This is a genomic window from Bifidobacterium sp. CP2, assembly GCF_018555635.1.
GTDB classification, from domain to species: Bacteria; Actinomycetota; Actinomycetes; order Actinomycetales; family Bifidobacteriaceae; genus Bifidobacterium; species Bifidobacterium saguinibicoloris.
The window spans coordinates 1-24,955 of record NZ_JAFEJX010000007.1 but is presented as its reverse complement, the minus strand read 5'-3'; the positions used below and the strand labels follow the sequence as shown (position 1 = coordinate 24,955).

Sequence of the window (24,955 nt, the reverse complement as noted above, 5' to 3'; positions counted from 1 at the left end):
CCTTTTCCTTTCCGTTCACTTCTCGCGCGTCAGGTAGCGCTGGATGCCGGTGATGATCATGATGATGCAGAAGAACACGAGCGTGATCGCGGAGGCGTAGCCCATCTCCTGCTGCTGGAAGCCGGAGCGCACCGCCTCGAACACCACGGTGGTGGTGGCGTCGCGCGGGCCGCCCTGCGTCATGACGTTGATCTGGGTGAACAGGCTCATCGCGGCGATGGTGATGGTGATGAGGATCATGTTGCGCGTGGAGCGCAGGCACGGCCAGGTCACGTTCTTGAACTGCTCCCAGGCGCTGCAGCCGTCGAGCTCGGCGGCCTCGTACAGCTCGCCCGGGATGGTCTGCAGGCCGGACAGCCAGATGAGCATGTGCTGGCCCACGGCCTGCCAGATGGACATGACGATGATCGCGGCCATCGCGGTCTTCGGGTTGTTGAGCCAGTCCACGGCCTGCCAGTGGCCGAAGGTGAGCTTGGCCATGACCTGGTTGAGCATGCCGTCGTTCTGGTAGATGAACATCCACAGCAGGGAGACGACCACCATGGAGGTCACCACGGGCAGGAAGTAGACCGTGCGGAAGAACACGGAGGAGCGCACCTGCTTGTTGATGAGCACGGCGAGCAGCAGGCCCAGACCGGCCTGGACGGGCACGACCACCACGGCGAACACGGCCACGTTGCGCAGCGCATGCCAGAAGGTGGGGTCGGAGAACAGTCGGGTGAAGTTCTCGACGCCGATGAACCGGGTGGGGTTCGGGCTGATGGTGCGGGCGTTGGTGAACGCCAGGCCGAAGGCCAGCAGCACCGGGATGCCGATGAACAGGAGCAGCAGGATGGCCGCGGGGAGGATCATGCCCCAGCCGACGGCGTTCTCATGCCGCTGCTCGGCGGTGCGTGTGGACTTGGCGACGGGTGCGGTTGCGTTGGTCATGATGGGTCCTCTCAGTTCTTCCTGTATCCGTCAGCGCCCTGGATGTTGCCGTCGATGTGGTTGACGGCCTTGTCGAGCCACGTGTCCACGTCGGCGCCGTTCATGATGTCGCCGATGGTCTTGCGGAACTCGGTGGAGATGAAGTTGTAGGCCGGGGTCTCGGGGCGCATCTTCACGTACTTCTCGGAGATCTCGGTGAAGATCTGCATGTCGCCGCCCTTGGCGAACGGCTTGACCAGCTGCTGCGCGGCCTTGGTGGTCGGGATGTTCATGCCGGCGCTCGCCATGTTCGCGATGTACTTGTCCTGCAGCGAGAAGCGGATGTAGTCCTGTGCGGCCTCCTTGTTGGCGCAGGTGGTGGTCATGCCCACCGTCCAGGAGCCGCCGCCGGTGACGGAGCCGTGGCCGAAGTCGGTCATCGGCATGACGACGATGTCCTTGTAGTCCTTGGCGTACTTCTGGAAGGTGCTCATCGACCAGATGCCGCCGTAGAGCAGGCCGGACTTGTTGTTCACGAAGTCGAGCGCGGTGTCGGAGCCGCCCTTGGAGGAGATGTAGCCCTTGTCGACGAGGTCTCGCATCCAGTGGGCGAACGCCTTGCCTTCCTTGCCGTTGAGCACGCCGTCGGCGCTCTGGTAGTCCTTGCGGTTGACGAGGTCGCCGCCGAAGGACTGCAGGATCGGCGCGTACGCGTAGGCGTACCATTCGCTCTTGTTGTCGGCGGTGCCGATCTCGAACGGGTAGGTCCATTCGCCGGTGGCCTTGAGCTTGGCGAGCGCGTCGTCCATCTCGGCCTTGGTCCACGGCTTGTCCACGGTGGCGATGCGGATGCCGAGCTTGTTCAGCACGGACTTGCGGGCGAACAGGGCGATGGTGGCATCGAAGTAGCCCACGGTGTACGTCGTGTTGTTCCACTTGCCGGTGGCGGAGGGGATGAGGTCCTTGGTGCGCTTGAGGAGCGCCTCGTCGTCGAGCGGGGCGAGGATGTCCGCCCAGGCCCAGTACGGGGTGTTCGGCTGGTCCACGTCCACCAGGCACGGCAGGTTGCCGGCGGAGGAGGCGGAGATCACCGAATCGTTGTAGGAGCTCTGCGGGAAGGACTGGAGCTTGACGGTGGCCTTCTTGTCCGGGCTGGCGTTGTAGTCCTTGATGATCTGCTGGACGCCGGCGAGCTCGGCTTCGGAGCCTGCGGTGTGCGTCCAGATGGTGATTTCGTTGGCGTTGGCCTTGGCGGCGGCGCGTTGCGCCTCGCCGCAACCGGAGACGGTCGCGATGCCCGCCAGGGCGAGTGCGGCGGCGATTGCCTTGACGGCGGTTCGCCTGATGGAATGGGGCATGATGCTCCTCCTTTTTCCTGTTTCTTCCTTGAATGTCGAACCGGTTTGAGGCCGGTCCGTGCGGTGTACGTGTGAAGTCTGTTGGTTGGTGGTTGTTGGGTTGTTGTTGGCTTGGTCGGCTGGTTGCTGGGGTGGTGGTCGGTGGTGGGGTGGTGGTCGGTCCGTTACGCTGCGGTGCGTCGCGGGCTGGCGGTGCGGGCGGGGACGTGGTTCGCGGTTTGTGGGGCGTGGCTTGTGGTGTGGATGCGGCTACGGTTTGCGCGGCCTCACCCAGGATTGTTTGACGATCAGCTTGCAGTCGAGTTTGGCGGTGTGGTCGGTCAGCGGGGGCGGGGGCACGCGGTCCACCGGGTATCCGTTGCGTGGGAACGGGTCGACCTGCTCGCCTTCGATCATCGAGACGAGTTTGCCGACGGCCCAGTAGCCCATCTCGTAGTGCGGCAGCTCCACGGTGGACAGGGGCGGGTCGAGCGATTCGGCGATGACCTGGTGGTTGTCGCCGCCGACCACCGCGATATCCGATCCGATGGCCAGTCCGCGCCGCATGGCTTCCGTGTAGATGCACCAGGCGCGGGTGTCGTTGAAGCAGAAGAAGCCGTCGACGTCGGGATGCCTGTCGAAGAAGGAGGGCATCCGTGCGGCGGCGTCGCTGCCGGATTCGACGTTGATCATGATCTCTGGGTCGAACGCGATGCCGTGCTCGGCGAGTGCGTCCATGTATCCGGACACACGCCCCGGCTGGGCGACCATGTTGTAGACGGTGCCCACGTAGGCGATGCGCTTGCATCCGGCCTCGATGAGGTGGCTTGTGGCCTTGAAGCCGATGCTGTGCTCGTCCGGGACGATGCTGGGGGCCTCGCCGGTGGCGTCGGTGGAGTCCGCCACGACGACCGGGCATCCCTCCAGCGACTGCGGCAGGATGGTCTGCTGGTTGTACATGCGCGCGTACACGAAGCCGTCCGCGCCGTACTGGCGCAGGGCGACGATCTCGCGGTCGGCGCCGGCGGGGCCGCCGTTGACGCCCACGGTGAGCAGCATGTAGCCGAGCGCACGGGCCGCGTCCTGCGCGCCTTCGATGAGCCTGCCGGCGAAGGGCGTGGTGGCCACTTCGTCGCTGAGCAGGCCGATGATGCGGGTGCGGTTGGTGCGCAGCCCGCTGGCGAGGCGGTTGGTGCGGTAGCCGAGGGTTGCGGCGATGTCGCGGACGCGGGCGGCGACGTCCGGGCTGACGCGGCCGGCGTCACGGTTGTTGAGGACGAGGGAGACAGTGGAGATGGAGACGTTGGCGCGTTTGGCGATCTGCTTCATCGTGACCACGGCTCCTCCTCCCTTGGTTGCTCCAGTGGTGCTCTCTCCAGCCTTTGTCGGCTTGTGTTAACCAAGTTAAGACGTCAAACGTTTGACTTCAACGAATGGTTGATGCGGTGTGTCGCTAGGATTTACACCATTTTTGACTGTTTCGTAGAGAGGTCAACATTTTGACTGTTTGACGTTTTCGTCAATCGTGTATGTCGATGGACGTTCGTTCGCGCATGTTCGACGTCCGGTTGACGTGTGACTGACGTTCGTCCGGTGCGCCGGCGGTGCGGCTGGTCGGCGGCCGACCCGCCGTCGATCCGTGATTCGTATCCAACATGCCGGCAGACCTGCGGTTGCCTGTGGTCGGCGATCCGCCTCTGGCGGGACTGGGTTGATATGGTGCCGACATCCGATCGATGCGTGGCTGCCGGACGTGGATGCCGGTGCGGTGGCCGGGGCGCAATACAGTGGTGTCATGCGATGACCGGACCGATGGGATGCGAGGTGCAGAGGATATGTCCGTATTGGGGTTGGGACATGACGTGGTCGACGTGGCGGCGTTCGGCGAACAGCTCGCCGAACCGGGCTCGCGCATGAGGAACCTGTTCTCGGTGCGCGAGGTGCGGCAGGCCATGTCGCGCGCCCGTCTCAAGAACGACGGCGAGGCCGTGCATCTCGCCGCGCGATGGGCCGGCAAGGAGGCGGTGCTCAAGGCGTGGTGCGAGGCGCTGGGGGAGATGCCGCTGCCGTACACGCTCGATGATTTCCCGTGGGCCGGCGTCGAGATCCTCGACGATTCGCGCGGCGTGCCCCATGTGGATCTGCGCGCCGACGTCGAGGCCGCGTTGCGCTCCTCCCTGCCGCCCGTCGCCGGCGGTCCGTCGTCCGTTTCCGTTTCCGCGTCCGAGGCGACGCCGACTCCGGCTGCGATGATGGCCGCCGCCTCCGCCGCGCCCGCAGCCGAGCGTATGGCCGTGTCCGCGGCGGCTTCCGGTCCGATCTGGCATATCTCATTGAGTCACGACGGCCCCGTCGCCTCCGCCGTCGTCATGCTCTGCTCCCGTTGACCCGCTTTCCGCGGTTTTCGGCCGCCGGGAGTTGTTCGGCGGCCGTTTGCCGCGGCGCCGATGGCGCGGCACATATCGAAACGGTTCGACACGCCGGTATCGAACCGGTTTGAGACGTGAATCGCACGCGCATACACTGGACGCAACGCACCGCGACAACGAACGGTCGCCATAGCCGAACAGTCGAACGGCATGACAAGCAGGAACGCCGAAGAAGGAGTCTGAAGATGGCCTCGCACCACACCAACCGCACGCATCGTCGCACCACGCGCAAGGACACCGCGCACGCGGACGTCTCCGCGGAGACCGTCGCCGAAACCGCCCCCTCCACCTACGACCCCGCCGAACGCGGCATCTACAACGAGCGCTTCGCCCGCCATCGCGAGGAGCTCGAAGGCCTGTTCCGCTCCCTCTACGGCGACAGCGAGGAGCTCGGCGTCTTCGAAAGCGCCATGGCCGCCGCCCACGCCATGCGCCCCGCCGACCTCAAGGCCCTTGACCGCGCCCGCGAACAGGACCCCGAGTGGTACAAGCGCGGCGACATGTTCGGCATGACCATGTACACCGACCTCTTCGCCGGAGACCTGAAGAAGCTCGCCGGCAAGATCGACTACCTGAAGGAGCAGAAGCTCACCTACCTGCACCTCATGCCGCTGCTCGACATGCCCCACCCGAACAACGACGGCGGCTACGCCGTGCAGGACTTCGACACCGTGGACCCGCAGCTCGGCACCAACCAGGACCTCGCCGACCTCACCGCCAAGCTGCGCAAGGCGGGCATCAGCCTCTGCCTCGACTTCGTGATGAACCACACCGCCTCCACCCACCGCTGGGCCAAGGCGGCCCAGGCAGGCGACCCCGAATACCAGGACTACTACTTCTGCTATGACGATCGCACCGTGCCCGACGAGTACGACGCGCACGTCCCCCAGGTCTTCCCGAACACCGCGCCCGGCAACTTCACGTGGAACGAGAAGATGCACAAGTGGGTCATGACCCAGTTCTACCCGTTCCAGTGGGATCTGAACTACCGCAACCCCAAGGTGTTCACGGCCATGATGACTTCCGTCATGCATCTCGCCAACCTGGGCGTGGAGGTGTTCCGCATCGACGCCGTGCCGTACATCTGGAAGCAGCTCGGCACCAACTGCCGCAATCTGCCCGAGGTGCACACCATCGTGCGCATGATGCGCATCATGCTCGAGGTGGTCTGCCCGGCCGTGGTGCTCAAGGGCGAGGTGGTCATGGCCCCGAAGGAGCTCGCCGCCTACTTCGGCACCCCGGAGCATCCCGAATGCCACATGCTGTACAACGTGTCCATCATGGTGAACCTGTGGGGCGCGCTCGCCACCGGCGACACGCGTCTGCTCGCTGCGCAGCTCGACAAGCTCAACGCCCTGCCGGAGAACTGCTGGTTCGTGAACTATCTGCGCTGCCATGACGACATCGGCTGGGGTCTCGACGAGGATGAGGAGCGTCGCCTCGGCATCGACCCGTTCCTGCACAAGCAGTACCTCTACCACTTCTACGAGGGCTGCACGCCCGGCAGCTGGTCGATGGGCGAGCTGTACAACTACGACGCCGCCACCGGCGACGCGCGCAGCTGTGGCACCACCGCGTCCCTGTGCGGCGTGGAGAAGGCGCTCATCACGCATGACCATGTCGCCTATGAGAAGTCCGTCAGGCGCGACCTGCTCATGCATCGTGCGTGCGCGTTCCTGCGCGGCTTCCCGATGCTCAACTGCGGCGACGAGATCGGCCAGCTGAACGGCTGGGAGTACAAGGAGGATCCGGACCGCATCGAGGACAGCCGCAACCTGCACCGCAGCCCGTTCGACTGGTCGAAGGCCGCGCTGCGCGAGAAGTCCGGCACGCTGCAGAACCGTCTGTGGGAGGGCATGGAGGATCTGCGCGCGATGCGCCACGACCCGTGCTTCGCGCCCGACGCCTGGGTCACCACGTGGAACGCGCACGACGACGGCGTGCTCGCCGTGGTCCGCAAGTCCGGCTCCCGCGTGGTGGTGGGCGTGTTCAACTTCCGTGATTCCGACGAGACCGCGGTGCTCGACAGCATCGACGGCGTGCCGCTGCCGCGCGAGATCGCGCTCGAGCCGTACGGCTCGCAGGTGGTCGTCGCGCACGAGTGACGCCCGGCGGGCGGGTCCTGCGTCCTGCGTCCGGCGGTCCCGGTCTCCGGTTGTACTTCCGTCCGTCGCGGCGTACGGTCGTGGGGTATGGAAGAGCCTCGTGAAGATCATCGTAAGGAAAACGAACACGGCATAACGTCGGACGGCATCGGACACGACGGCATCGTCCGCGACGGCGGTGCGTACGACGGCAACGAGCGTGACGACATCGACTGGACGGCTGCGTCGAAACGCATGCCGCGCACGGCGGCCGTGGCCCGACGCGTGGCGTTCGTCGACGAGACCGGTTCGACGAACACGTTGGCGCGTCGGCTCGTCGCATCCGCCGCGCTCGCCGTCGCCGACGAGACGTCACGCATGGGCGTGGCGCCGTCCGTGGACGTCGTGGCGACCGACCGTCAGACCGCCGGCCGCGGCCGACTCGACCACACGTGGGTGAGCGGCGCGGGGGAGTCGTCCACCGTGTCGTACGTGATGCGCGTGCCGTACGACGTCGCCCGCGACGAAACCGTGAACGGCTGGCTGCAGATGATTGCCGGCCTCGCCACGCTCGACGGCCTGCGGGCCGCATTGCGGCGGGCGGGCGCCCGTCCGCTGCACGCCGATGCCGAAGCCGACGGCGATGCCGTCGCCGTCGCCGGGGGCAAGTCCGTTCCCGTTTCCGGAGACGTCGTCGTCGCCGACCGACTCGGACTCAAGTGGCCGAACGACATCTTCGTAGGCGACCGGAAGCTCGGCGGCATCCTCGCCGAACTCGTGCCGCTGCCGGAGGGGCGGCGCGCGTCCGAGACCGTGTCCGGCGTCGCGTCTGATGCCTTGCCAGGTGTCGCGTCCGGCTCGCCCGTGTCTGGTTCTCCCGCGTCCGGTTCGCCCGCCGACGTGGCCATCGTGTTCGGCGTCGGCCTGAACCTCGCCGTGCCCGCGGACCGGCTGCCCACGGCGCAGGCCACGTCGCTGCATCTGCACTATGGTCCGTTGTCCGAGGGCGATGCGATGCGCGACATGATCGCGGCGGGCACCGTCGCCGCGCTGCGTCGCCGGCTTGCCGCGTTCACGGCCGATCCGCACGGCGAGGCCGTGTCGCTCAGGCGTGAGACGGCGTCGTGCTGCGTCACGTTGGGACGTCGCGCCGTCGCGCATTTCGTCGACGGGCGTGAGTTGGTGGGCGAGGCGATCGCGTTGAACGACGACGCGTCGTTGGCGTTGCGTTCCGATGATGGTGCGATGCATGTGGTGCGCACCGCCGACGTGGGCGTGCTGCCGGCCTGAGCCGGCCGATGGTGCGACGCCCGTCGCGTCTGCCGCGTCCGCGACGCGCGGGGAGGTGCGGGCGCGGGGTTGTGTATAATGGCTCGAGTTGTTTCGATTGCGAACCCGAGGCATGTGTGCTGGAAGCGTTGCCCGGGCGAGCGGCGAGGCGGCACGCGGGCGTAGCTCAATGGTAGAGCCTCAGTCTTCCAAACTGATTACGCGGGTTCGATTCCCGTCGCCCGCTCCACTATTTACCCCGTCGTTTCGGCGGTATTCCAACGATTCACGTACCTTGCTCCATACTGCGAACAATGAAATGTGACGCAGGATATGACGTTTTCTCAGGCCCGCCTCACCGCACTGGGAGCCGGGGTCCGGGCCGGTCGCTGTCGTGCCGGATAACTGGTTCTTCGCATTGTGGCGTGTGGCTGGTGGGGTGGTTCGGATGTGTTGTCCGGATCGGTCGGTGTTGTCTCCCGCCTCGGCGGCGGGCGTCATTGGGATTCAACACGAAACAGTCTCGGAATATGTGTGCGTACCAGGAATTCGTGGTACGCAATGCCGTGACGGCGTGCCGCATGGTTTTGTACCAATGCCCTGTGGTACACGACGCTCGAACCGTCCCTGATTGGTTCACGTACCATTCGCGGATTCCGCAGAAAGACTGGAATTCCAACATTCTTGGAATATCCGGCGCGACACGCCCCCATAGAGCGATTGGTACATGATGTGGAAAGGCCCGGAGACCGCGTCGTGTGCCCCGGATTGGTGGTATGCAACGGCCCGGCTGCCGCAATCGTGTGTTGCGTACCATTCCCGGCGCGCGTGACGTGCCGTGGTGATTCATATCGGGCGTGTCGCTCTGACATGATGAGACCGCCACGATGAGACCGCGCGCCCTCCTGCACGCCACAATGCGAAGAACCGGTTTATACCGCTCAGGCCTCGACGAGTGGGTGGATATCGCCCAGGGAACGGGAGTCAAAGGTCAGCAGGTCGTAGTCGGTCTGCAGGTTGGCCCAGAATTCCGGGCTGGTGCCAAGGGCCTTGGACAGCCGCCAAGCCATCGCGGTGGTGATGCGTCGCCTGCCGTTGACGATTTCGCCGATTGCGGTTTCGCTGACGCCGATGCTCTTGGAGAGACGGTATCGGCTGATGCCGAGCGGCTGCAGGAATTCTTCGTCGAGGATTTCGCCGGGGGTGCTGTAGTAATCAGTCGTGGTAGTCGTCGAAGTAGACATCGATAGCCCCCGTAGAGGATTTCGTTGGATTTCCGATTTGATTTGCATGAAATGATACCAATGTCTGCTAATGGCATCGTCAAGCGTCAGTGTGCGGGTGACGGGGTGCGCATCATGACGGCGTCGATGGCGGACCATAATCGCGTGACATGCCGGGACATGGGCCGCATGGTGAAAATTGTCCGTTACGGACGGGGACATGGCGGGGGAAGACATACGGCCTGAAGACAGGAAACCGCGAAAAATCGGGGAGCGGGAACCCACTTGGAGGGTGGACGCATGGCATGGTGAATCCCCATAGCTTGGGCTTCTGTATGAGGCGCACCAGCACTTGGCGCGTGGAGGCAAGAAGACAGGCAAGACATGAGGAAGTTCGCAGATTGGCTCGCCGCCCTAGGGGAAGCGGCGCAGAGGAACGGCAAACGGATCACCGCCGTGGTGGCTGCAGCCGCCATGCTCACCGGCGTTGTGGGCGTCACCGCCAGCGCGATGGCCGCCACGGCCGCGGACGGCACGAAGAACACGACGTCCGCCAAGGCGTCCAAGGCCGCGGCCAAGCGGGCCGCACTCGCCGAGGCGAAGGCCGATGAGGCAAAGCAGCTGCGTCCGAAGAGCACCGCCGTCGCGACCGCGGCAGACAATGGTTCCGATCTGGGCGCGCCGACCCACAACAAGTACATCAAGTACAACAACGACGGCACGTACTGGCTGAGCCTCGACGTGACCGGCGCCTCCCGCGCCAGCACCGAGCAGAAGAACCAGCCCGCGGACGTGGTGCTCGTGATGGACGTTTCGGGAAGCATGGCGGGCGACCGTTGGCGGACCGCCACGTCGGCCGCCTCCACGCTCGCCCGCAAGCTGCTGACGTCCGCGAATGCGGCGTTGCCGACGGACCAGCAGGTGCAGATGTCCGTGGTTGACTTCAGTACGAAGTCGAACATCGTGAACTTCGGCAGGCAGCAGTGGACCACGTCCGCGCAGAGCGTCATCGATTCGTTTGGCAGGATGGATGTCACCGGCGGCACCAACTGGGAGGCCGCGCTCGAGGACGCCAACACGCTGAACACCGCACGCGCCGGTGTGCAGAAATATATCGTGTTCGTGTCCGACGGTACGCCGACGTTCCGTAACAGCTCCATGAACACCGATTGCGGGGTTGCCGGTAGGGATAATTGGGACCGTGAATTCACGGATTGCGATTATTTAAAGTCCGACGGCGTATACGGCAGTGGTATATCAAGCCTTCCTGATTACAAGAACTACAACTTCGATGCCGCCGTCAACGAGGCCAACCAGCGCAACGGCGCCTCATTGTATGCGGTGAGCACCGGTTCCGAGGCGAATGAGAAGATGCAGGAGTTCGCGAACACCATCGATCCGAAAGGCACGTTCTTCGACGGTACCAACGCAAGCAAACTCGCCGCTGCGTTCGACTCCATCGTCGAGCAGATCACCACGCAGTCGAAGTACCAGGACGTGCTCATCAAGGACACGCTCTCCGGGTATGCGGTCTCGACGGACCAGAACGGCGGCACCGGCTATCTACTCTCCGCCTCCGCGCATGACGCAGACGGCAACGATGTATCCAAGACCGACCCGGCCGCCACGAAGATGCATGCCGTCTACAATCAGCAGACCCAGCAGCTGTCGTTGAACTTCGATGAAGGCACCGTGCTCAGCCCGAGCGTCACCTACACGGTGAGCATCATGCTCAAGCCGTCCGACGAGGCGTACCAGTACTTCATCGACCATTCTGCACAGTACCCGAGCATCGGCGAACCGAACACCGACGCCGAAGGCAACGACACCAGCTCAGGGAAGCCCGGCTTCTTCTCGAACGCCGACGACAACGACGGTAACACCACTGCGCAGGTGTACTACAAGACCGTCACCCAGCAGGAAGGTCAGGACCCGGTGGTGAGCCCGCAGAAGCAGGCCGCCTACCCGAGGCCCGTTATCCAGGTGAATGTGCCGAGCCTCACGCTCGTCAACGGCGTCGACAACACCAACGCCGGCGACAAGTACGGCGCGAAGCCTTCGTACTGGCAGCTTTCCGCCACGAAGAACAACGGCGCCTACGGCATCCAGTCCCAGAACCCGGAAGGCAAGGAGACCGCCGAAGGCGCGGTCACCAAGCAGGCCGTCGCCACGACGAAGCTCACCCCCGGCACCTACACGCTGAGCGAGACCGCGGACGCCGCATCCAAGTACCAGTACTTCGGCGGCTACGCCGCCGGCACATGGTCCTGCGTTGATGCCGCCGGCAAGACCGTCAAGGTCACCACCACCTCCGGCGGCGCGCAGACCATGAACCTCGATCAAGGCAAGGACGTCACCTGCACGGTGATCAACACCGCCAAGCCCGGCAGCATCGCATGGCAGAAGGTCGACAAGAACGACGCCAGCAAGACACTGTCCGGATCCGAATGGACCCTCGGCTCCACCGAGGTGAGCGGATTCGCCGACAAGGTCGTGAAGGACAACGCCGATAACGACGCCGACACAACCGCCGGCGCACTCAAGGTGACCGGCCTCAAGTGGGGCGACTACACGCTCACCGAGACCAAGGCGCCGAGCGGCTACGCCAAGCTCACCAGTCCCGTCAAGGTCACGGTCCTGCCCGGCAGTGCCACGTCCACGGACAACGAGTTCACGGTGGGCGCCGGCGAAGATGGCAAGATCGCCAACACACTGGTCGCCGTCTCCGCGCTGCCGCTGACCGGCGGCACGACCGGACGCATGTGGCTGACGGCGTCCGGCGTGATGCTCGCCCTGGCCGGCATCTCCTACGCCGTGTGGCGCAGGCGCATGACGGCCTGACGGACGGTCCCGCTGGTCTCGCCGGAACCCCGCGGACGGGGAGGTGGTGAGACCGGTCCACGCGGCCGGCCCTTGCCGGCCGGCCGCGCAACAGAAGATTTGCGGATCGTGAAGGCTCTGGGAGGAGCCGGAGCCTCCGCGATTGCAAGAACAACCATCGTGCCGGCGGCGTCCGTCGGCGGCACGGCAAGCAGTTAAGGAAGAGAGGGTTTTCTCATGCAGTTGAGGAAGCTTTTCGCAGGAGTCGCCGCGGCGGCGACCCTGTTCGGTGGTCTCGCGTTGGGCGCGGCCACCGCGAATGCGGCGGAGGTGCCGTCCGCGATCACCGTGGGCAATTCGCAGGAGGGCCACACCTACACGGCGTACAAGTTCGCCGATCTCAAGCTCGTGCAGCGTGACGGCAAGAACGAGGTCGAGGTGACTACCGCCAGCGGCTCTCGCGCCCAGCTGACGATCAGCGGCTATGAGAAGGTTGTGGCCGGTCTGGCCGCGCAGGCCGCCGGCGTGGACGCGGTTCCGGAACCGTACACTGGTGAGCCGGCCGCGTACGTGACCACGTTCGATCAGGCGACGCTGCGCAAGTTCGCCGACGCATTCACCGCGGTTCTGGGCAAGAGCCTGGATGGCCAGTTCGGCATTAGCGGCGACGTCACCATCACGACCAAGGACAGCGCGGGCTCCGTGGCCGGCACCGGCGAGGACGCCACGCTGAACGTGGGCGGCCAGGGCTGGTACCTTGTGACCGACACCGTGACCAAGGCCGACGGCACCGTCGTGTCCGGTGGTGCGTCCGCCATCGTGGCGACCCCGCTTGGCGACGCGAACGACCAGACCCTGCCGGTCGCGAACGCCGATCCGACCCAGAATGGCATCGACGTGACGGGCAAGTTCAACGCGAAGCACTCCGAGAACCCGGTTCCGGGGAAGACCAGCGACAAGGACGAGGTCGGTGTGGTCGGCTACGGCGAGTCCGTGACCTACACCATCAAGGCGACCATTCCGGATACCACCAACTATGACGAGACGCACCCGCTGCCTCTGTACGTCAAGGATGTCGCGTCCAAGGGCCTGAAGGTCCCGGCCAAGGTCGGCGACTTCACCGGTTTCCGCGCCGGCTACGACGCCAACAAGGACGGCAAGCTGCAGAACTCCGAAGTGCTCAAGAGCGGCTACTCCATCGAATCGCAGACCGGCGACGCCAAGACCGGCACCACTACTGTCGTGAAGATCGACAACGTGGCCGGCCACGCGGGCGAGACCCTGCTGGTCGCCTACACGGCATACGTGACCGAGGATGCCGCCACTGACGGCGTGACCAACACCCCGTCCGTCGGCAATGACAACCAGAACTGGGTCGAAGGCAAGCCGGACACCCTCAAGACCGTGAACGTGAAGTTCACCAAGCAGGGCGCGGACGGCAAGGCCCTGGCGGGCGCGCAGTTCGCCATCAAGTACAAGGGTGAGGAGACGTACCTCGAGTACGGTCAGACCGATCAGTGGTCCCTGCCCAGCTGGCACTCCACCACCAACAAGACCGACTACACCGTGACCAGCGCTGCTGACGGCACCGTGGAGTTCAAGGGTCTGCGCGCCGGCGAGTACACCATCGAGGAGGTCGTGGCCCCGAACGGCTACTCCACCCAGTTCCTGCCGACGTTCGACGTGACCATCGCCAAGGACGGCACCGTGACCTTCTCCAAGGACACGCTCGGTCTGGTGGCCCCCGGTGACAACACCGCCACGGTGAAGAACGTGAAGTCCATCACCCAGCTGCCGCTCACCGGTGCTGCGGGCATCGCCCTGTTCGTCGTGCTCGGCGGCCTGCTCGCCGGCGCGGCGGCCACCGTGTTCGCCAAGAGCCGCAGCACCAAGCGCGCGCTCAACGCGTGAGCCTGACCACCATCGCTGCTGTGGTGTGACGGGTCACGGCCCCGACGGTCGAGACCCGCACACGCAAGGACGATGACGACATGAGGTGGCCGGCCCGGATTTCCGGGCCGGCCACCTCGTCGTATCGGAAGGTCCGCGTCCCGGTCTCCTCCGGTCGTTCCGGTTGCGTCTGTCTCCCAAGTCGTTCCGGGCCGTTCATCCCGGCAGCTCCGTCGTCCCAGTCATCTCCATCCACCCACCGGGATGCGCGCGAAAGGACCCGCGGACATCGGGGAAGAAAAATACCCCCGTATCGGGGTTATTGGTAAACCGTTCCGCGGGGTTACCATCTTCGCCATATGACGACGAGGGGGAGCAATCGCCACGAATGAACGACGTCCGTCCCCATCCGAGCAGAAACGTCGCCGTAGACAAAGGAGCGCAGTACATCATGGTCAGCGGCGGAGGGAAGTTCAGTCCCGAAGAAGTCACGTATCTCAAATCGTTGCCGGCGGTCGTCGAGGCCTCGCCCAAGCGGATCACCTACGCCGAGGCCTTCAAGCGATACTGCATCATCCAATACAACCAAGGCGGCTCACCCGTCAAACTGTTCCGCGAAGCGGGACTCGACCCCGCGCTCATCGGCTACAAGCGCATCGAACGCTGCTTCGCGCGCTGGCGCGAGGACTACCGCGATCTCCTTTCGGACCAGGCGGAGGGGACGTCCGGCGAGGAGGGCGTCGGAGGGGAGCGGCGACGATGGACCTCCCGCGCGACGCGCGGAAGGAAGACACCCGCGTCGTTCGCCGTCGACGCGTCGCAACGCGCCATCGTGCTTCCCGCGGCGTCCGGCGAGACGGACGTCGCGATGGGCGTGGGCGGGTCCGACGACATCCGCGACCTGCTCATCTCGCAGCAGGTGCGACGCATCGACGAACTCGAACACAAGGTCGCCATGCTCACCGCCATGCTTGACGCCGAAAAAGCCGCCGGTCGCGTGGGCGAACCGGAGACGGGCGACGCGGAAGCCGCCGACGGCGGCGAGGAGACCGCGTCGCTCATGCAGGCCGACCTCCATCCCGGCGTGGCCGCGTCCGCGTGACCGCATGGTCGCGCCGGCGTGGCGTCGCGCATCCCTCCACCGGCGGGCCTACTACACTGGACCACGCAACCAGACAACAACGGCGAGACAAGGCGGAGCAGCGGGCGCATGGCGGACAGCAGCGAACACAACGAAGCCACCGAAATCGTGGACGGCGCGGTGGAGACGGTCGAAGTGTCCAAACACCCGGACCCCTCCATCCCCGAAACCGACCTCTCCCTGGCGGACATCGAACGCCGCCGCTCCCACCCCGTGCAATGGGTGGTGTACGGGGCGGCCGTGCTCGTCGCCATCATCGCCCCCTACTGGTACGGACGCATGCTCGCCGCGCAACACACCGCATGGGTGACCGAACGCTTCACCGCGTTCACCCCGCAGGGCGTGACGTTCCTCTCCTGGACCGTCACCCTCGTGGCGTTGGCGGGTCTCGGCCTCGCCGTGGTCGACTCCGGGCGATGGCTGTGGCGCGTGGTGTTCACCGCGGGCCTCGCCGCCGAACAGTTCATCGCCGGCGTGTGCCTTCTCCGCTTCGACTTCTGGTACTCCACCTACGTGGTGTACGGCGATGCGGCGGCCATGGCCAACGCCGCCGACCTCGGCATCATCGCCGCCGGATTCGGCGTGGCCGTGTTCGCCGTGGTGTGGGTGGGCCTGCTCGTCATCATCCGCAAGGACTCGCCGCTCAACGTACTCACCCGCAGCTGGACCTCGTTCATCCTGTTCTTCGCCATCGAGACCGCGGCCCTGCTCATCGTGATGTTCGGCGGCGTGCTCGCCACCGTCGGCGCGGCGGCGTGACGACGGAACGCCGCATGGTCCGCACCACCCCCTATAGTTGCTCTTTGGCGTAAATCGCCCGCGGATAGAGAGCGCTCCGAGCAGCAAGCCCGGGGCACCGCGCAACAAACCGACCATAAGGAGGATGCCGTGGCACTGACGGCTGAACAGAAGAAGCAGATCATCGACGAATACGCGACGCACGAAGGCGACACCGGCTCCCCGGAGGTCCAGGTCGCGCTCCTCTCCAAGCGCATCTCCGACCTCACCGAGCACCTCAAGATGCACCAGCACGACCACCACTCCCGTCGCGGCATGCAGATGATGATCGGTGACCGTCGCGCCCTGCTGGACTACCTCAAGCGCAACGACATCAACCGTTACCGTGCGCTGATCGAGAAGCTGGGTCTGCGTCGATAACTCAAGACTTCCGCCCGGGCGCCCACAGGCGCTCGGGCGTTTTGCATACGCCTGCCAACGGCAACGCCGACGAGAAGGGAACGGGCCGAAGAGGATAGGCCGCAAGGGCGGCCGACAAGAGAGGCCCGGTTTTACGAATCGAGAGGTTGACACGAGGAACGCGGCCGGGGGCCGCGCGGCGGCGACGGACGGCACCGGAACCGGACAATCGGAAGGCGCCGGAACGCACCGCCGAAACCAGAAGCGAATGTGAAGAGCCAGGCCCGGCTGAAGAAGGGCCACAGGTTGCAGGACAACAAGGAACACACAACAGAACAAGAACAAAGGAGGAACCCTATGGAGGGTCCCGAAATCAAGGCCGCAGAGGCCGTCATCGACAACGGATCGTTCGGCAAGCGCACGCTGCGCTTCGAAACCGGCCGTCTCGCCCAGCAGGCGGACGGCGCCGTCGCCGCCTACCTGGACGACGACACCATGGTGCTCAGCACCACCACCGCCGGCAACAGCCCGAAGGAGAACTACGACTTCTTCCCGCTGACCGTCGACGTCGAAGAGAAGATGTACGCCGCCGGCAAGATCCCCGGCTCCTTCTTCCGCCGTGAAGGCCGCCCGTCCAACGACGCGATCCTAGCCTGCCGCATCATCGACCGCCCGCTGCGCCCGCTGTTCCCGCACACGCTGCGCAACGAGGTCCAGGTCGTCGAGACCATCCTCGCCGTCAACCCGGATGACGCGTACGACGTGGTGGCCCTCAACGCCGCCTCCGCCTCCACCATGATCTCCGGCCTGCCGTTCGGCGGCCCGGTCTCCGGCGTGCGCCTGGCCCTCATCGACGGCCAGTGGGTCGCCTTCCCGAAGTGGAGCGAGCGTGAGCGCGCCGTCTTCGAGATCGTCGTGGCCGGCCGCGTCATCGAGAACGGCGACGTCGCCATCGCCATGATCGAGGCCGGCGCCGGCAAGAACGCCTGGCACCTCATCTACGACGAGGGCCAGACCAAGCCGGACGAGGCCGTCGTGGCCGAAGGCCTCGAAGCCGCCAAGCCGTTCATCAAGGTCATCTGCGAGGCCCAGAACGAGCTCAAGGCCGCCGCGGCGAAGGAGACCCGCGAATTCCCGCTGTTCCCGGAGTACACCGAGGACCTCTACAACCGCATCGACGAGATCGCGCACAAGGACCTCGACGAGGCCCTCACCATCGCGGAGAAGCTGCCGCGTCAGGAGCGCATCCACGAGATCAAGGAGCACGTGCGCGAGATCCTCGCCAACGAGTTCACCGACATGGACGACGCCGAGAAGGACAAGGAGCTCGGCAATGCGTTCAAGGAGCTGCAGCGCCAGATCGTGCGCCGCCGCATCCTCACCGAGGACTACCGCATCGACGGCCGCGGTCTCAAGGACATCCGCACCCTGTCCGCCGAAGTGGACATCGTGCCGCGCGTCCACGGCTCCGCCCTGTTCCAGCGCGGCGAAACCCAGATCCTGGGCGTCACCACGCTGAACATGCTCAAGATGGAGCAGCAGCTCGACTCCCTCTCCGGCCCGCAGTCCAAGCGCTACATGCACAACTACGAGATGCCGCCGTACTCCACCGGCGAGACCGGCCGCGTCGGCTCCCCGAAGCGCCGCGAGATCGGCCACGGCGCCCTCGCCGAGAAGGCCCTCGTCCCGGTGCTGCCGGACCGCGAGGAGTTCCCCTACGCCATCCGTCAGGTCTCCGAGGCCATCGGCTCCAACGGCTCCACCTCCATGGGCTCCGTGTGCGCCTCCACCCTGTCCCTGCTCGCGGCCGGCGTGCCGCTCAAGGCCCCGGTGGCCGGCATCGCCATGGGCCTCGTGTCCGGCGACGTGGACGGCCAGCACATCTACAAGACCCTGACCGACATCCTGGGCGCCGAGGACGCGTTCGGCGACATGGACTTCAAGGTCGCCGGCACCTCCGAGTTCATCACCGCCCTGCAGCTCGACACCAAGCTCGACGGCATCCCCGCCGACATCCTGGCCGCCGCCCTGCAGCAGGCCAAGGACGCCCGCACCACCATCCTCGAGGTCATCAACGAGTGCATCGACGGCCCGGCCGAGATGAGCGAGTACGCCCCGCGCATCATCACCACCACCGTCCCGGTCGAGAAGATCGGCGAGATCATCGGACCGAAGGGCAAGATGATCAACCAGATCCAGGAGGACACCGGCGCCGAGATCGCCATCGAGGATGACGGCACCGTGTTCATCTCCTCCGAAGGCGGCGAGGCCGCGCAGAAGGCCAAGGAGATCATCGACCAGATTGCCAACCCGCACGTGCCGCAGCCGGGCGAGACCTACAACGGCAAGGTCGTCAAGACCACGTCGTTCGGCGCGTTCGTGAACCTCACGCCGGGCACCGACGGCCTGCTGCACATCTCCCAGATCCGCAATCTCGCCAACGGCGAGCGCATCGACCAGGTCGAGGACGTCCTCAAGGAGGGCGACACCGTCGAGGTCGTCGTCCAGGGCGTCGACGACCGCGGCAAGATCTCCCTCGCCATCCCCGGCTTCGAGGACCAGGAGTCCGGCGCCCGTCGCGGCGGTGACCGTGGTCCGCGTGGCGGCCGTGACGACCGCGATGACCGTGGCGATCGTGGCGACCGTGGTCCGCGCGGCGGCCGTGGCCCGCGTCGCGACCGTGACGATCGTGACGACCGCGACTTCGACGACCGTCCGCGTCGTCGCCGTCCGGTGGACCGCGACGATGACGACGACCGCGATTACGACGATCGTCCGCGTCGCCGTCGTTCCGCCGACCGCGATTACGACGACGATCGTCGTGATGACCGCGATTACGACGATCGTCCGCGTCGCCGTCGTTCCGCCGATCGCGATGACCGTGACGACCGCGACTACGATCGCGACGACCGTCGCGGCTCCCGCGCCGACCGTTCCGACCGTTCCGACCGCGATGACGATCGTCCGCGCCGCCGTCGTTCCGCCGATCGCGATGATCGCGACGACCGTCGCGGCTCCCGTGGCGGCCGTGGTGGCCGCGGTGGTTACGACCGCAACCCGCGCTATGCCACCGACGAGAACTACGACGAGTACCACGCCGACCGCGTGGAGCGCAACGAGCGCCCGCGTCGCCGCGTGCGCCGCGACTTCGATCCGTTCGAGGACTGATTCGGCTTATGCTGGGGCCTGGGTCTGACGCCTGAAGCGTGGGCCTGATTGAGTCCGACTGGTCAGGGGCCGCTTCCGAAAACATTTCGGAAGCGGCCCCTTTCGTATGCTTCGCATGGTGCTTGGTTTGTGAAGCGGTTCGGCGGAATCCTGACTGGTTGTTTCGCTGAGATGGGGGTTGCGAAGCGGTTCGGGTGGTTCTTGTCGTCTTGCTTCGTGGGGTGACCGGTTAGTGAAGCAAGTCAGCGGTTTCCTGACGGATTGCCTCGCTGAGAGGGGGGGATTGTGAAGCGGTTCGGGTGGTTCTTGCCAGGTCGCTTCGCTGGGGCTAGGGGATAGTGGACCGGGAATGTGATTCGGGGACTGTGTGGTGTTCCGGACCAGGGTGCTGTGGTCCGGAGTGCGGGGAAGGCGGTGTTGGTGAGTTCCGGGTGCAGGGTTTGTGGCCCGGGAGTGCGATTTGGCACCAGTATCGCGTTCCGGACCAGGGTGCTGTGGTCCGGAGTGCGGGGAAGGCGGTGTTGGTGTGTTCCGGGTGCAGGGATTGTGGCCCGGGAGTGCGATTTGGCACCAGTATCGCGTTCCGGACCAGGGGGCTGTGGTCCGGAGTGCGGGGAAGGCGGTGTTGGTGTGTTCCGGGTGCAGGGATTGTGGCCCCGGAGTGCGATTTGGTGGCCGGTACTGTGTTCCGTACCAAGGTGACGTGGGCCGGAGTGGCATTTGCGGGCCGTGTGGCGTTCCGGTGTCATGTCCAGGCCTGCCGTCGTGCGCATGTCCACTGATGCGTCGATGAAACATGCACGTAAACAGCGTGCCGCTATATCTGAGGCCATGCTGTGAGCGATAACGGCTGATAGTCGGAACCACGACTCCGATTCGATTCGTCGTTTCGGCGTCGAGCGTCGGTAACCCGACGACCCAGCCCGGCCCACGGCGTCCACCTGAACCACGCCACCGCATCAGGAGCACCCTCATGCCTTACCAAGCACCATCCCGCCGGACATCGCAACCCCGGACATCGCAACCTCGGAAGCCGCAACCCCGTATCCTGCAGCGACTGTCCGCCGGCGCACTGGCCATCGCCGCCGCCATCGGACTGGTCGCGATGCCCTCGGCCGCTACCGCAGCTACCGCGACCAGCACCACCGCAGCTGCCGCCACCACCGCATACCCGAACTATCCGGACACGAACACCGGCTGCACGCCGGGCACCTGGACCGCGCCGGACCCGTCCACGTTCGGCACCAGCTCCGACATCGACCCGAACGACAAGACCCGCACCGAACTGCAGTACGAGACCGACCATTTCGCGTTCTACTGGACCAGCGACGTGAAGACCGACGACGGCAAGCCCGTCGACGTCAACGAAATCCAGACCGGCGCCAAGACCCTCGAACAGGACTACGACTTCTACACCGATGCCCAAGGCATCGACTTCCCCGAACCGTACTGCACCTCCGCCACCAAATACAAGATCGTGGTCATGGTGAACAACCAGCAGGGGCTGGCCGGCGGCTGGACCGAGAACGGCACCCACTACCCGGCCATGTGGATGCTGCCCCACGACCTCAAGGACGCGTGGGGCGTGGCGCACGAGCTCACCCACACGCTGCAGTTCGGCGTGGGCGTGTACAACGGCTCCTATGTCACCCCGGAGAGCAGCATGTACTGGATCTTCGAATCGGTGGCGAACTGGATGGCGTTCCGCGCCACAGGCTCCACCAACGTGCACTGCAGCGCCATGATCGTCGACAACCCGCACATCAACTTCGGTTCCAGCCGCGACATGTACTGCAACTGGCCGTTCTTCGAATACGCGGCCGAAACGTACGGGCCGCGCGTGGTCAGTGACATCTGGCGCAAATCGCAGAGCTTCCCCGACTTCTACAAGGGCCTGCCCGAGAACCCCATGCAGATCATGCGTCTGGCCATGGGCATGACCCAGGCCCAGTTCAACGACGTGTTCGCCCAGTGGGCCATGCACGACGTCACCTGGGATTATCCGGCGAAGAACGCGGATGGCGCCACCGTGGGCGAGGCGATGGCGAAGTCGTACGGCTCCGTCGAGGACGCGTCCGTCGAAGCGCACAGCTACGTGCGTACGAACCGCCTCACCTACCTCGATCAGGTGAGCGACGCCGACGGCAAGCCGGTGGACGGCCGCTACCGTGTGCTGACCGAACAGGCGCCGCAGCAGGGCGGCTATAACATCGTCAAACTCGACCCGCAGACGACCTCCCAGACCAACCAGACCACCACCGTCACCGTCGGCTTCCACGGCATCGTGCAGGACAAGGCCGGCACGGACGCGTTCCCCTCGTTCGCCGGCGAGAACGACAATCCGAAGACCGTGCCCGTCCCGGACTCCGGCTGGCGGTGGGGTCTCGTCGCCGTGGGTGCGGACGGCACGCCGCGCTACAGCGAACTGCAGTCGTCCACCGACGGCTTCCTCACGTTCGACACCAAGAGCGACGACAAGGCCCTCTACCTTGTGGTCTCCGGCGCGCCGTCCACCATGCAGAACTATCTGTGGAACCAGAAGGACTACAGCATCTACCGCTACCCGTATTACGTGGATCTCGACGGCGCCACGCCCGCGGACAACACGGCCGGTCTGACCGGCGGCCACCGCCACGCCAACGGCGGCGGCTGGGTGTCCGACGACGCCACCGTGGCCGACACGGCGTACGTCGGCCCGCACGCCCGCGTGTTCGGCGGCACTGTCTCCGGCAACGCGCGCATCGAGGACCACGTCACCATGTACGGCGGCACGGTGTCCGGCAACGCCGTCGTGAAGGGCATTTCCGTGCTCCTGACCGACGCGTCCGTCAGCGGTGACGCGGTGGTCGACACGAACTTCCAGGCGTTCGACTACTTCAACGACTCCCCGCGCCTCTCCGGCACCGCCCAGGTGCGCGGCGCTGCGGAATACTATCCGCAGGGCGAGGTGAGCAAGGGCGTCTACTACGGCGTGGTGGACGACGGCGCGGTCTCGTCCGGCTTCGGCTCGCTCACCGCGCTCGACGAGGTGACGCGCACGCCTGAGGCGGCTGACTATCTCGCGAAGGCATGGCCCTCTACCCGTAAGGCGCTGCAGTCGCTCGTCGACAAGGCGTCCGCCGTGCAGCAGTCCGCGTACACGTCCGATTCGTTCGCCGCGCTTGCGGCCGCGTTGTCCGCGGCGCGCGCCGCGCTCGCCGACGCGTCGACGACCCAGTCGTCGCTGACGGCGACGTCCGACGCGCTGCAGCGTGCGTTCGACGGTCTGGTGGCGGTCGGTTCCGGTTCGGGTTCGGGTTCCGGCGATGGCTCGGGCGACGGCGCGAAGGGCGATGCCTCGGCCAGGCCGGTTACGTCCGGCAAGACGACCGGCCTGTCCAAGACCGGTTCGGACGTGGCCGCGCTGTTCGCCGCGGCCGCGGGTCTTGCCGCCATCGGCTTGGGCGGCGTGGCGCTCGCACGCCGTCGGCGCGACTGACGTGCGCTGACGTACGCGGCGCGGCTTCAGCCGGTCTCACAAACGGGGGTCGTCCCGGAACCAGTGTCCGGGATGACCCCCGTTCGATGTTCATGCCCCATCATGTCCGCATGGTGTGGCCCGGCCCGACCTTTGCAACCCGGCCTACAACCTGGCCTCGGCGAGCGCGTGGTCGATGTCGCGGATGAGATCGTCGGTGTCTTCGAGGCCCACGGCGAGGCGGAAGAAGCCGCGGTGGAACTCGGGCGGGTACAGGTACTGGCGTTCGTCGTCCTCGCCGAGGAACACGATGAGGCTTTCGTCGTGGCCGAGCGACACGGCGGACGTGATCACGTTGAGCTTGGAGACGAAGCGGTTGTGCCCGTCGTGGTCGGTGTCGAGCCCGAACGAGAGCACGCCGCCGAAGCCGGCGTCCGGTCGGGCGAGCTGGCGGACGGCCACGTCGTGCCCCGGATGCGACTTGAGCCCCGGATACGCCACGAACCGCACCTGCGGCAGCGATTCCAAGTGCTTCGCGATGGCCAGTGCGGACGCGTTGTGCTGTCGCATGCGCAGCGGCAGCGTGACGGATCCGCGGTTGATGAGCCATGCGTTGAACGGGGAGATGATGCCGCCGTAATTCACCTGGTATGTGAAGCGGATCTGGTCGGTGAGCTCCTTGCGGGTGGCGATGGCGCCGCCGAGCGCGTCGCCGTGTCCGTTGATGTATTTGGTGAGGCTTTCGATGACGACGTCCGCGCCGAGGCTTGCGGGTCGCACGTTGAACGGCGAGTTGAACGTGTTGTCGACGCTGAGCAGCGCGCCGGCGTCGTGCGCGAGTTTCGCCGCCGCCTCGATGTCGGTCACCTTGAGCGTGGGGTTGGCGGGCGTCTCGATGTGCACGAGCTTCGTGTTCGGTCTGATGGCGCGTGCGATGTTGGCGGGGTCCGACGTGTCAACGATGGACGTTTCGATGCCGTACTTTTCGGGCAGGATCTGGTTGAGCAGACGGTATGCGGCGATGTAGGTGGTGTCGGAGAAGATCGCGTGGTCGCCGCGGTTCAACAGCGTGGTGAAGGTGGCGGCGAGTGCGGCGACGCCGGAGGCGAGCACGACGGCGTCCTCGGTGCCTTCGAGGTTCGCGAGTTTCGCTTCGAGGTAGCGCTGGTTGGGGTGGCCGTTGCGTGTGTACAGGTTCACGTCCGAGCTGGACCAGTTGATGTCGGAGGGGTCGTAGGGCAGCGCGTACGCGTTGGCGAGGGTGATGGGGCGACGGATTGCGCCGGTTTCGGCGTCGACCCCGTTGCCGAGGTGGATGGACTTGGTGGCGAAGCCGAGGGGAGTGCCGTCGAAGGATTCGCCGTGATGCACGAGATCTGAGGTCATGCTCCCGGTCTACCAGCCTCGCGCTTTCGGCGCGAATGCGCGTCAGGGCCGGGAATCGGCGGTATTCCGCCGTCTGATAGCCGTCCATAGGAAGAACCGTGTCGGATGCGTGGTGACTGGGTGGTGCCGGGGCAGTGACTGGGTAGTGACTAGGTGGTGTCGGGGTTCCCGGAGGGGCGTCGGTTGTTCCTTTGCGGTCATGGCAGGCTAGTGTCCGATGGGACACACGTTTCATGTGTGTGCGGGCGAGTGCTGCGCGGGTGTGCGGGTGTGCGGGTGTGCGGATATGCGGATATGCGGATATGCGGTGACTGAGTGGTGGCTGGGTGGTGTCGGCCTTTCCAGAAGGGAGGCGATTGTTCCTTTGCGGTCATGGCAGGCTAGTGTCCGATGGGACACACGTTTCATGTGTGTGCGGGCGAGTGCTGCGCGGGTGCGGCGGGGGGGGGTGTTCCTATGTTTTTGTCAATTCCGTAGGGGGTTGATGTGTCGGGTTTTGTTTGGTTGTCGTGGGCGTGCTTCGCCTTGCCGGTGGCGGCTGGTGTGTTCGTTCTTCGTGGTGTTCAGGCGGCGAGGGTCGGTTCCTGGTAGAGGGTGCCGTTCTTGAGCATGCTGTAGATGACATCGCAGCGGCGTCGGGCGAGGCAGATGACGGCGGCGTTGTGGTGTTTTCCTTGTTCGCGTTTGCGGTTGTAGTAGGCGATG

Annotated in this window: 15 protein-coding genes, 1 tRNA gene and 1 pseudogene; 11 read left to right on the top strand and 6 right to left on the bottom strand. The window is 65.6% G+C overall.

Annotated elements, in window-relative coordinates; all coding sequences use genetic code 11:
- Positions 1-15 precede the first annotated feature (15 nt).
- From JS531_RS06810 to JS531_RS06800, 3 genes are all read right to left on the bottom strand, one after another.
- Positions 16-930 carry a sugar ABC transporter permease gene (locus JS531_RS06810; protein ID WP_214314384.1) on the bottom strand — a complete coding sequence of 305 codons (915 nt, stop codon included), beginning with the start codon at positions 928-930 and terminating at the stop codon, positions 16-18.
- An 11-nt stretch (positions 931-941) separates the two neighbouring features.
- Positions 942-2,267, bottom strand: coding sequence for an extracellular solute-binding protein (locus JS531_RS06805; protein ID WP_214314382.1), 1,326 nt, complete (start codon positions 2,265-2,267; stop codon positions 942-944).
- 249 nt (positions 2,268-2,516) lie between these two features.
- Positions 2,517-3,575, bottom strand: coding sequence for a LacI family DNA-binding transcriptional regulator (locus tag JS531_RS06800; protein ID WP_214314578.1), 1,059 nt, complete (start codon positions 3,573-3,575; stop codon positions 2,517-2,519).
- 506 nt (positions 3,576-4,081) lie between these two features.
- Here JS531_RS06800 and JS531_RS06795 point away from each other — a divergent pair.
- The 4 genes from JS531_RS06795 to JS531_RS06780 all read left to right on the top strand — a co-directional run bounded on the left by JS531_RS06795 (position 4,082) and on the right by JS531_RS06780 (position 8,278).
- On the top strand, positions 4,082-4,633 hold the full coding sequence (locus JS531_RS06795) for a 4'-phosphopantetheinyl transferase superfamily protein (protein WP_214314380.1): 552 nt from the start codon (positions 4,082-4,084) through the stop codon (positions 4,631-4,633).
- A gap of 227 nt (positions 4,634-4,860) precedes the next feature.
- Positions 4,861-6,780: an alpha-amylase family protein gene (locus JS531_RS06790; protein WP_214314378.1), complete on the top strand. Its 1,920-nt coding sequence runs from the start codon at positions 4,861-4,863 to the stop codon at positions 6,778-6,780.
- A gap of 234 nt (positions 6,781-7,014) precedes the next feature.
- Positions 7,015-8,049 (top strand): biotin--acetyl-CoA-carboxylase ligase, encoded by a 1,035-nt coding sequence (locus JS531_RS06785; protein ID WP_214314576.1) that lies wholly within the window; start codon positions 7,015-7,017, stop codon positions 8,047-8,049.
- Positions 8,050-8,204: 155 nt separating this feature from the next.
- Positions 8,205-8,278, top strand: a tRNA-Gly gene (locus JS531_RS06780).
- Positions 8,279-8,969: 691 nt separating this feature from the next.
- On the opposite strand, the gene JS531_RS06775 is transcribed toward JS531_RS06780, so the two are convergent.
- Positions 8,970-9,272 carry a HigA family addiction module antitoxin gene (locus JS531_RS06775; RefSeq protein ID WP_214314376.1) on the bottom strand — a complete coding sequence of 101 codons (303 nt, stop codon included), beginning with the start codon at positions 9,270-9,272 and terminating at the stop codon, positions 8,970-8,972.
- A gap of 363 nt (positions 9,273-9,635) precedes the next feature.
- On the opposite strand from JS531_RS06775, the gene JS531_RS06770 reads away from it, so the two are divergent.
- The 7 genes from JS531_RS06770 to JS531_RS06740 all read left to right on the top strand — a co-directional run bounded on the left by JS531_RS06770 (position 9,636) and on the right by JS531_RS06740 (position 22,885).
- Complete coding sequence (locus tag JS531_RS06770) at positions 9,636-12,092, top strand: vWA domain-containing protein (RefSeq protein WP_214314374.1); 2,457 nt, start codon at positions 9,636-9,638, stop codon at positions 12,090-12,092.
- 216 nt (positions 12,093-12,308) lie between these two features.
- Positions 12,309-13,982, top strand: a complete 1,674-nt coding sequence (locus tag JS531_RS06765) for a SpaA isopeptide-forming pilin-related protein (protein WP_214314367.1) — start codon at positions 12,309-12,311, stop codon at positions 13,980-13,982.
- 430 nt (positions 13,983-14,412) lie between these two features.
- Positions 14,413-15,063, top strand: a complete 651-nt coding sequence (locus JS531_RS11105) for an HTH domain-containing protein (protein WP_240542092.1) — start codon at positions 14,413-14,415, stop codon at positions 15,061-15,063.
- 108 nt (positions 15,064-15,171) lie between these two features.
- Entirely contained in the window at positions 15,172-15,861 is a 690-nt protein-coding gene (locus JS531_RS06755) for a hypothetical protein (protein WP_214314365.1), read from the top strand.
- A 129-nt stretch (positions 15,862-15,990) separates the two neighbouring features.
- Positions 15,991-16,260: a 30S ribosomal protein S15 gene (gene rpsO, locus JS531_RS06750; RefSeq protein ID WP_214314363.1), complete on the top strand. Its 270-nt coding sequence runs from the start codon at positions 15,991-15,993 to the stop codon at positions 16,258-16,260.
- A gap of 336 nt (positions 16,261-16,596) precedes the next feature.
- Positions 16,597-19,407, top strand: coding sequence for a polyribonucleotide nucleotidyltransferase (locus JS531_RS06745; protein WP_214314361.1), 2,811 nt, complete (start codon positions 16,597-16,599; stop codon positions 19,405-19,407).
- A 973-nt stretch (positions 19,408-20,380) separates the two neighbouring features.
- A complete protein-coding gene (locus JS531_RS06740; RefSeq protein ID WP_214314359.1) occupies positions 20,381-22,885 on the top strand; it encodes a DUF6055 domain-containing protein in 2,505 nt (834 codons plus the stop codon).
- Positions 22,886-23,029: 144 nt separating this feature from the next.
- On the opposite strand, the gene JS531_RS06735 is transcribed toward JS531_RS06740, so the two are convergent.
- Positions 23,030-24,250: an aminotransferase class I/II-fold pyridoxal phosphate-dependent enzyme gene (locus JS531_RS06735; RefSeq protein ID WP_214314357.1), complete on the bottom strand. Its 1,221-nt coding sequence runs from the start codon at positions 24,248-24,250 to the stop codon at positions 23,030-23,032.
- 563 nt (positions 24,251-24,813) lie between these two features.
- Positions 24,814-24,955, bottom strand: a pseudogene (locus JS531_RS11100) (IS110 family transposase); the annotation flags it as partial.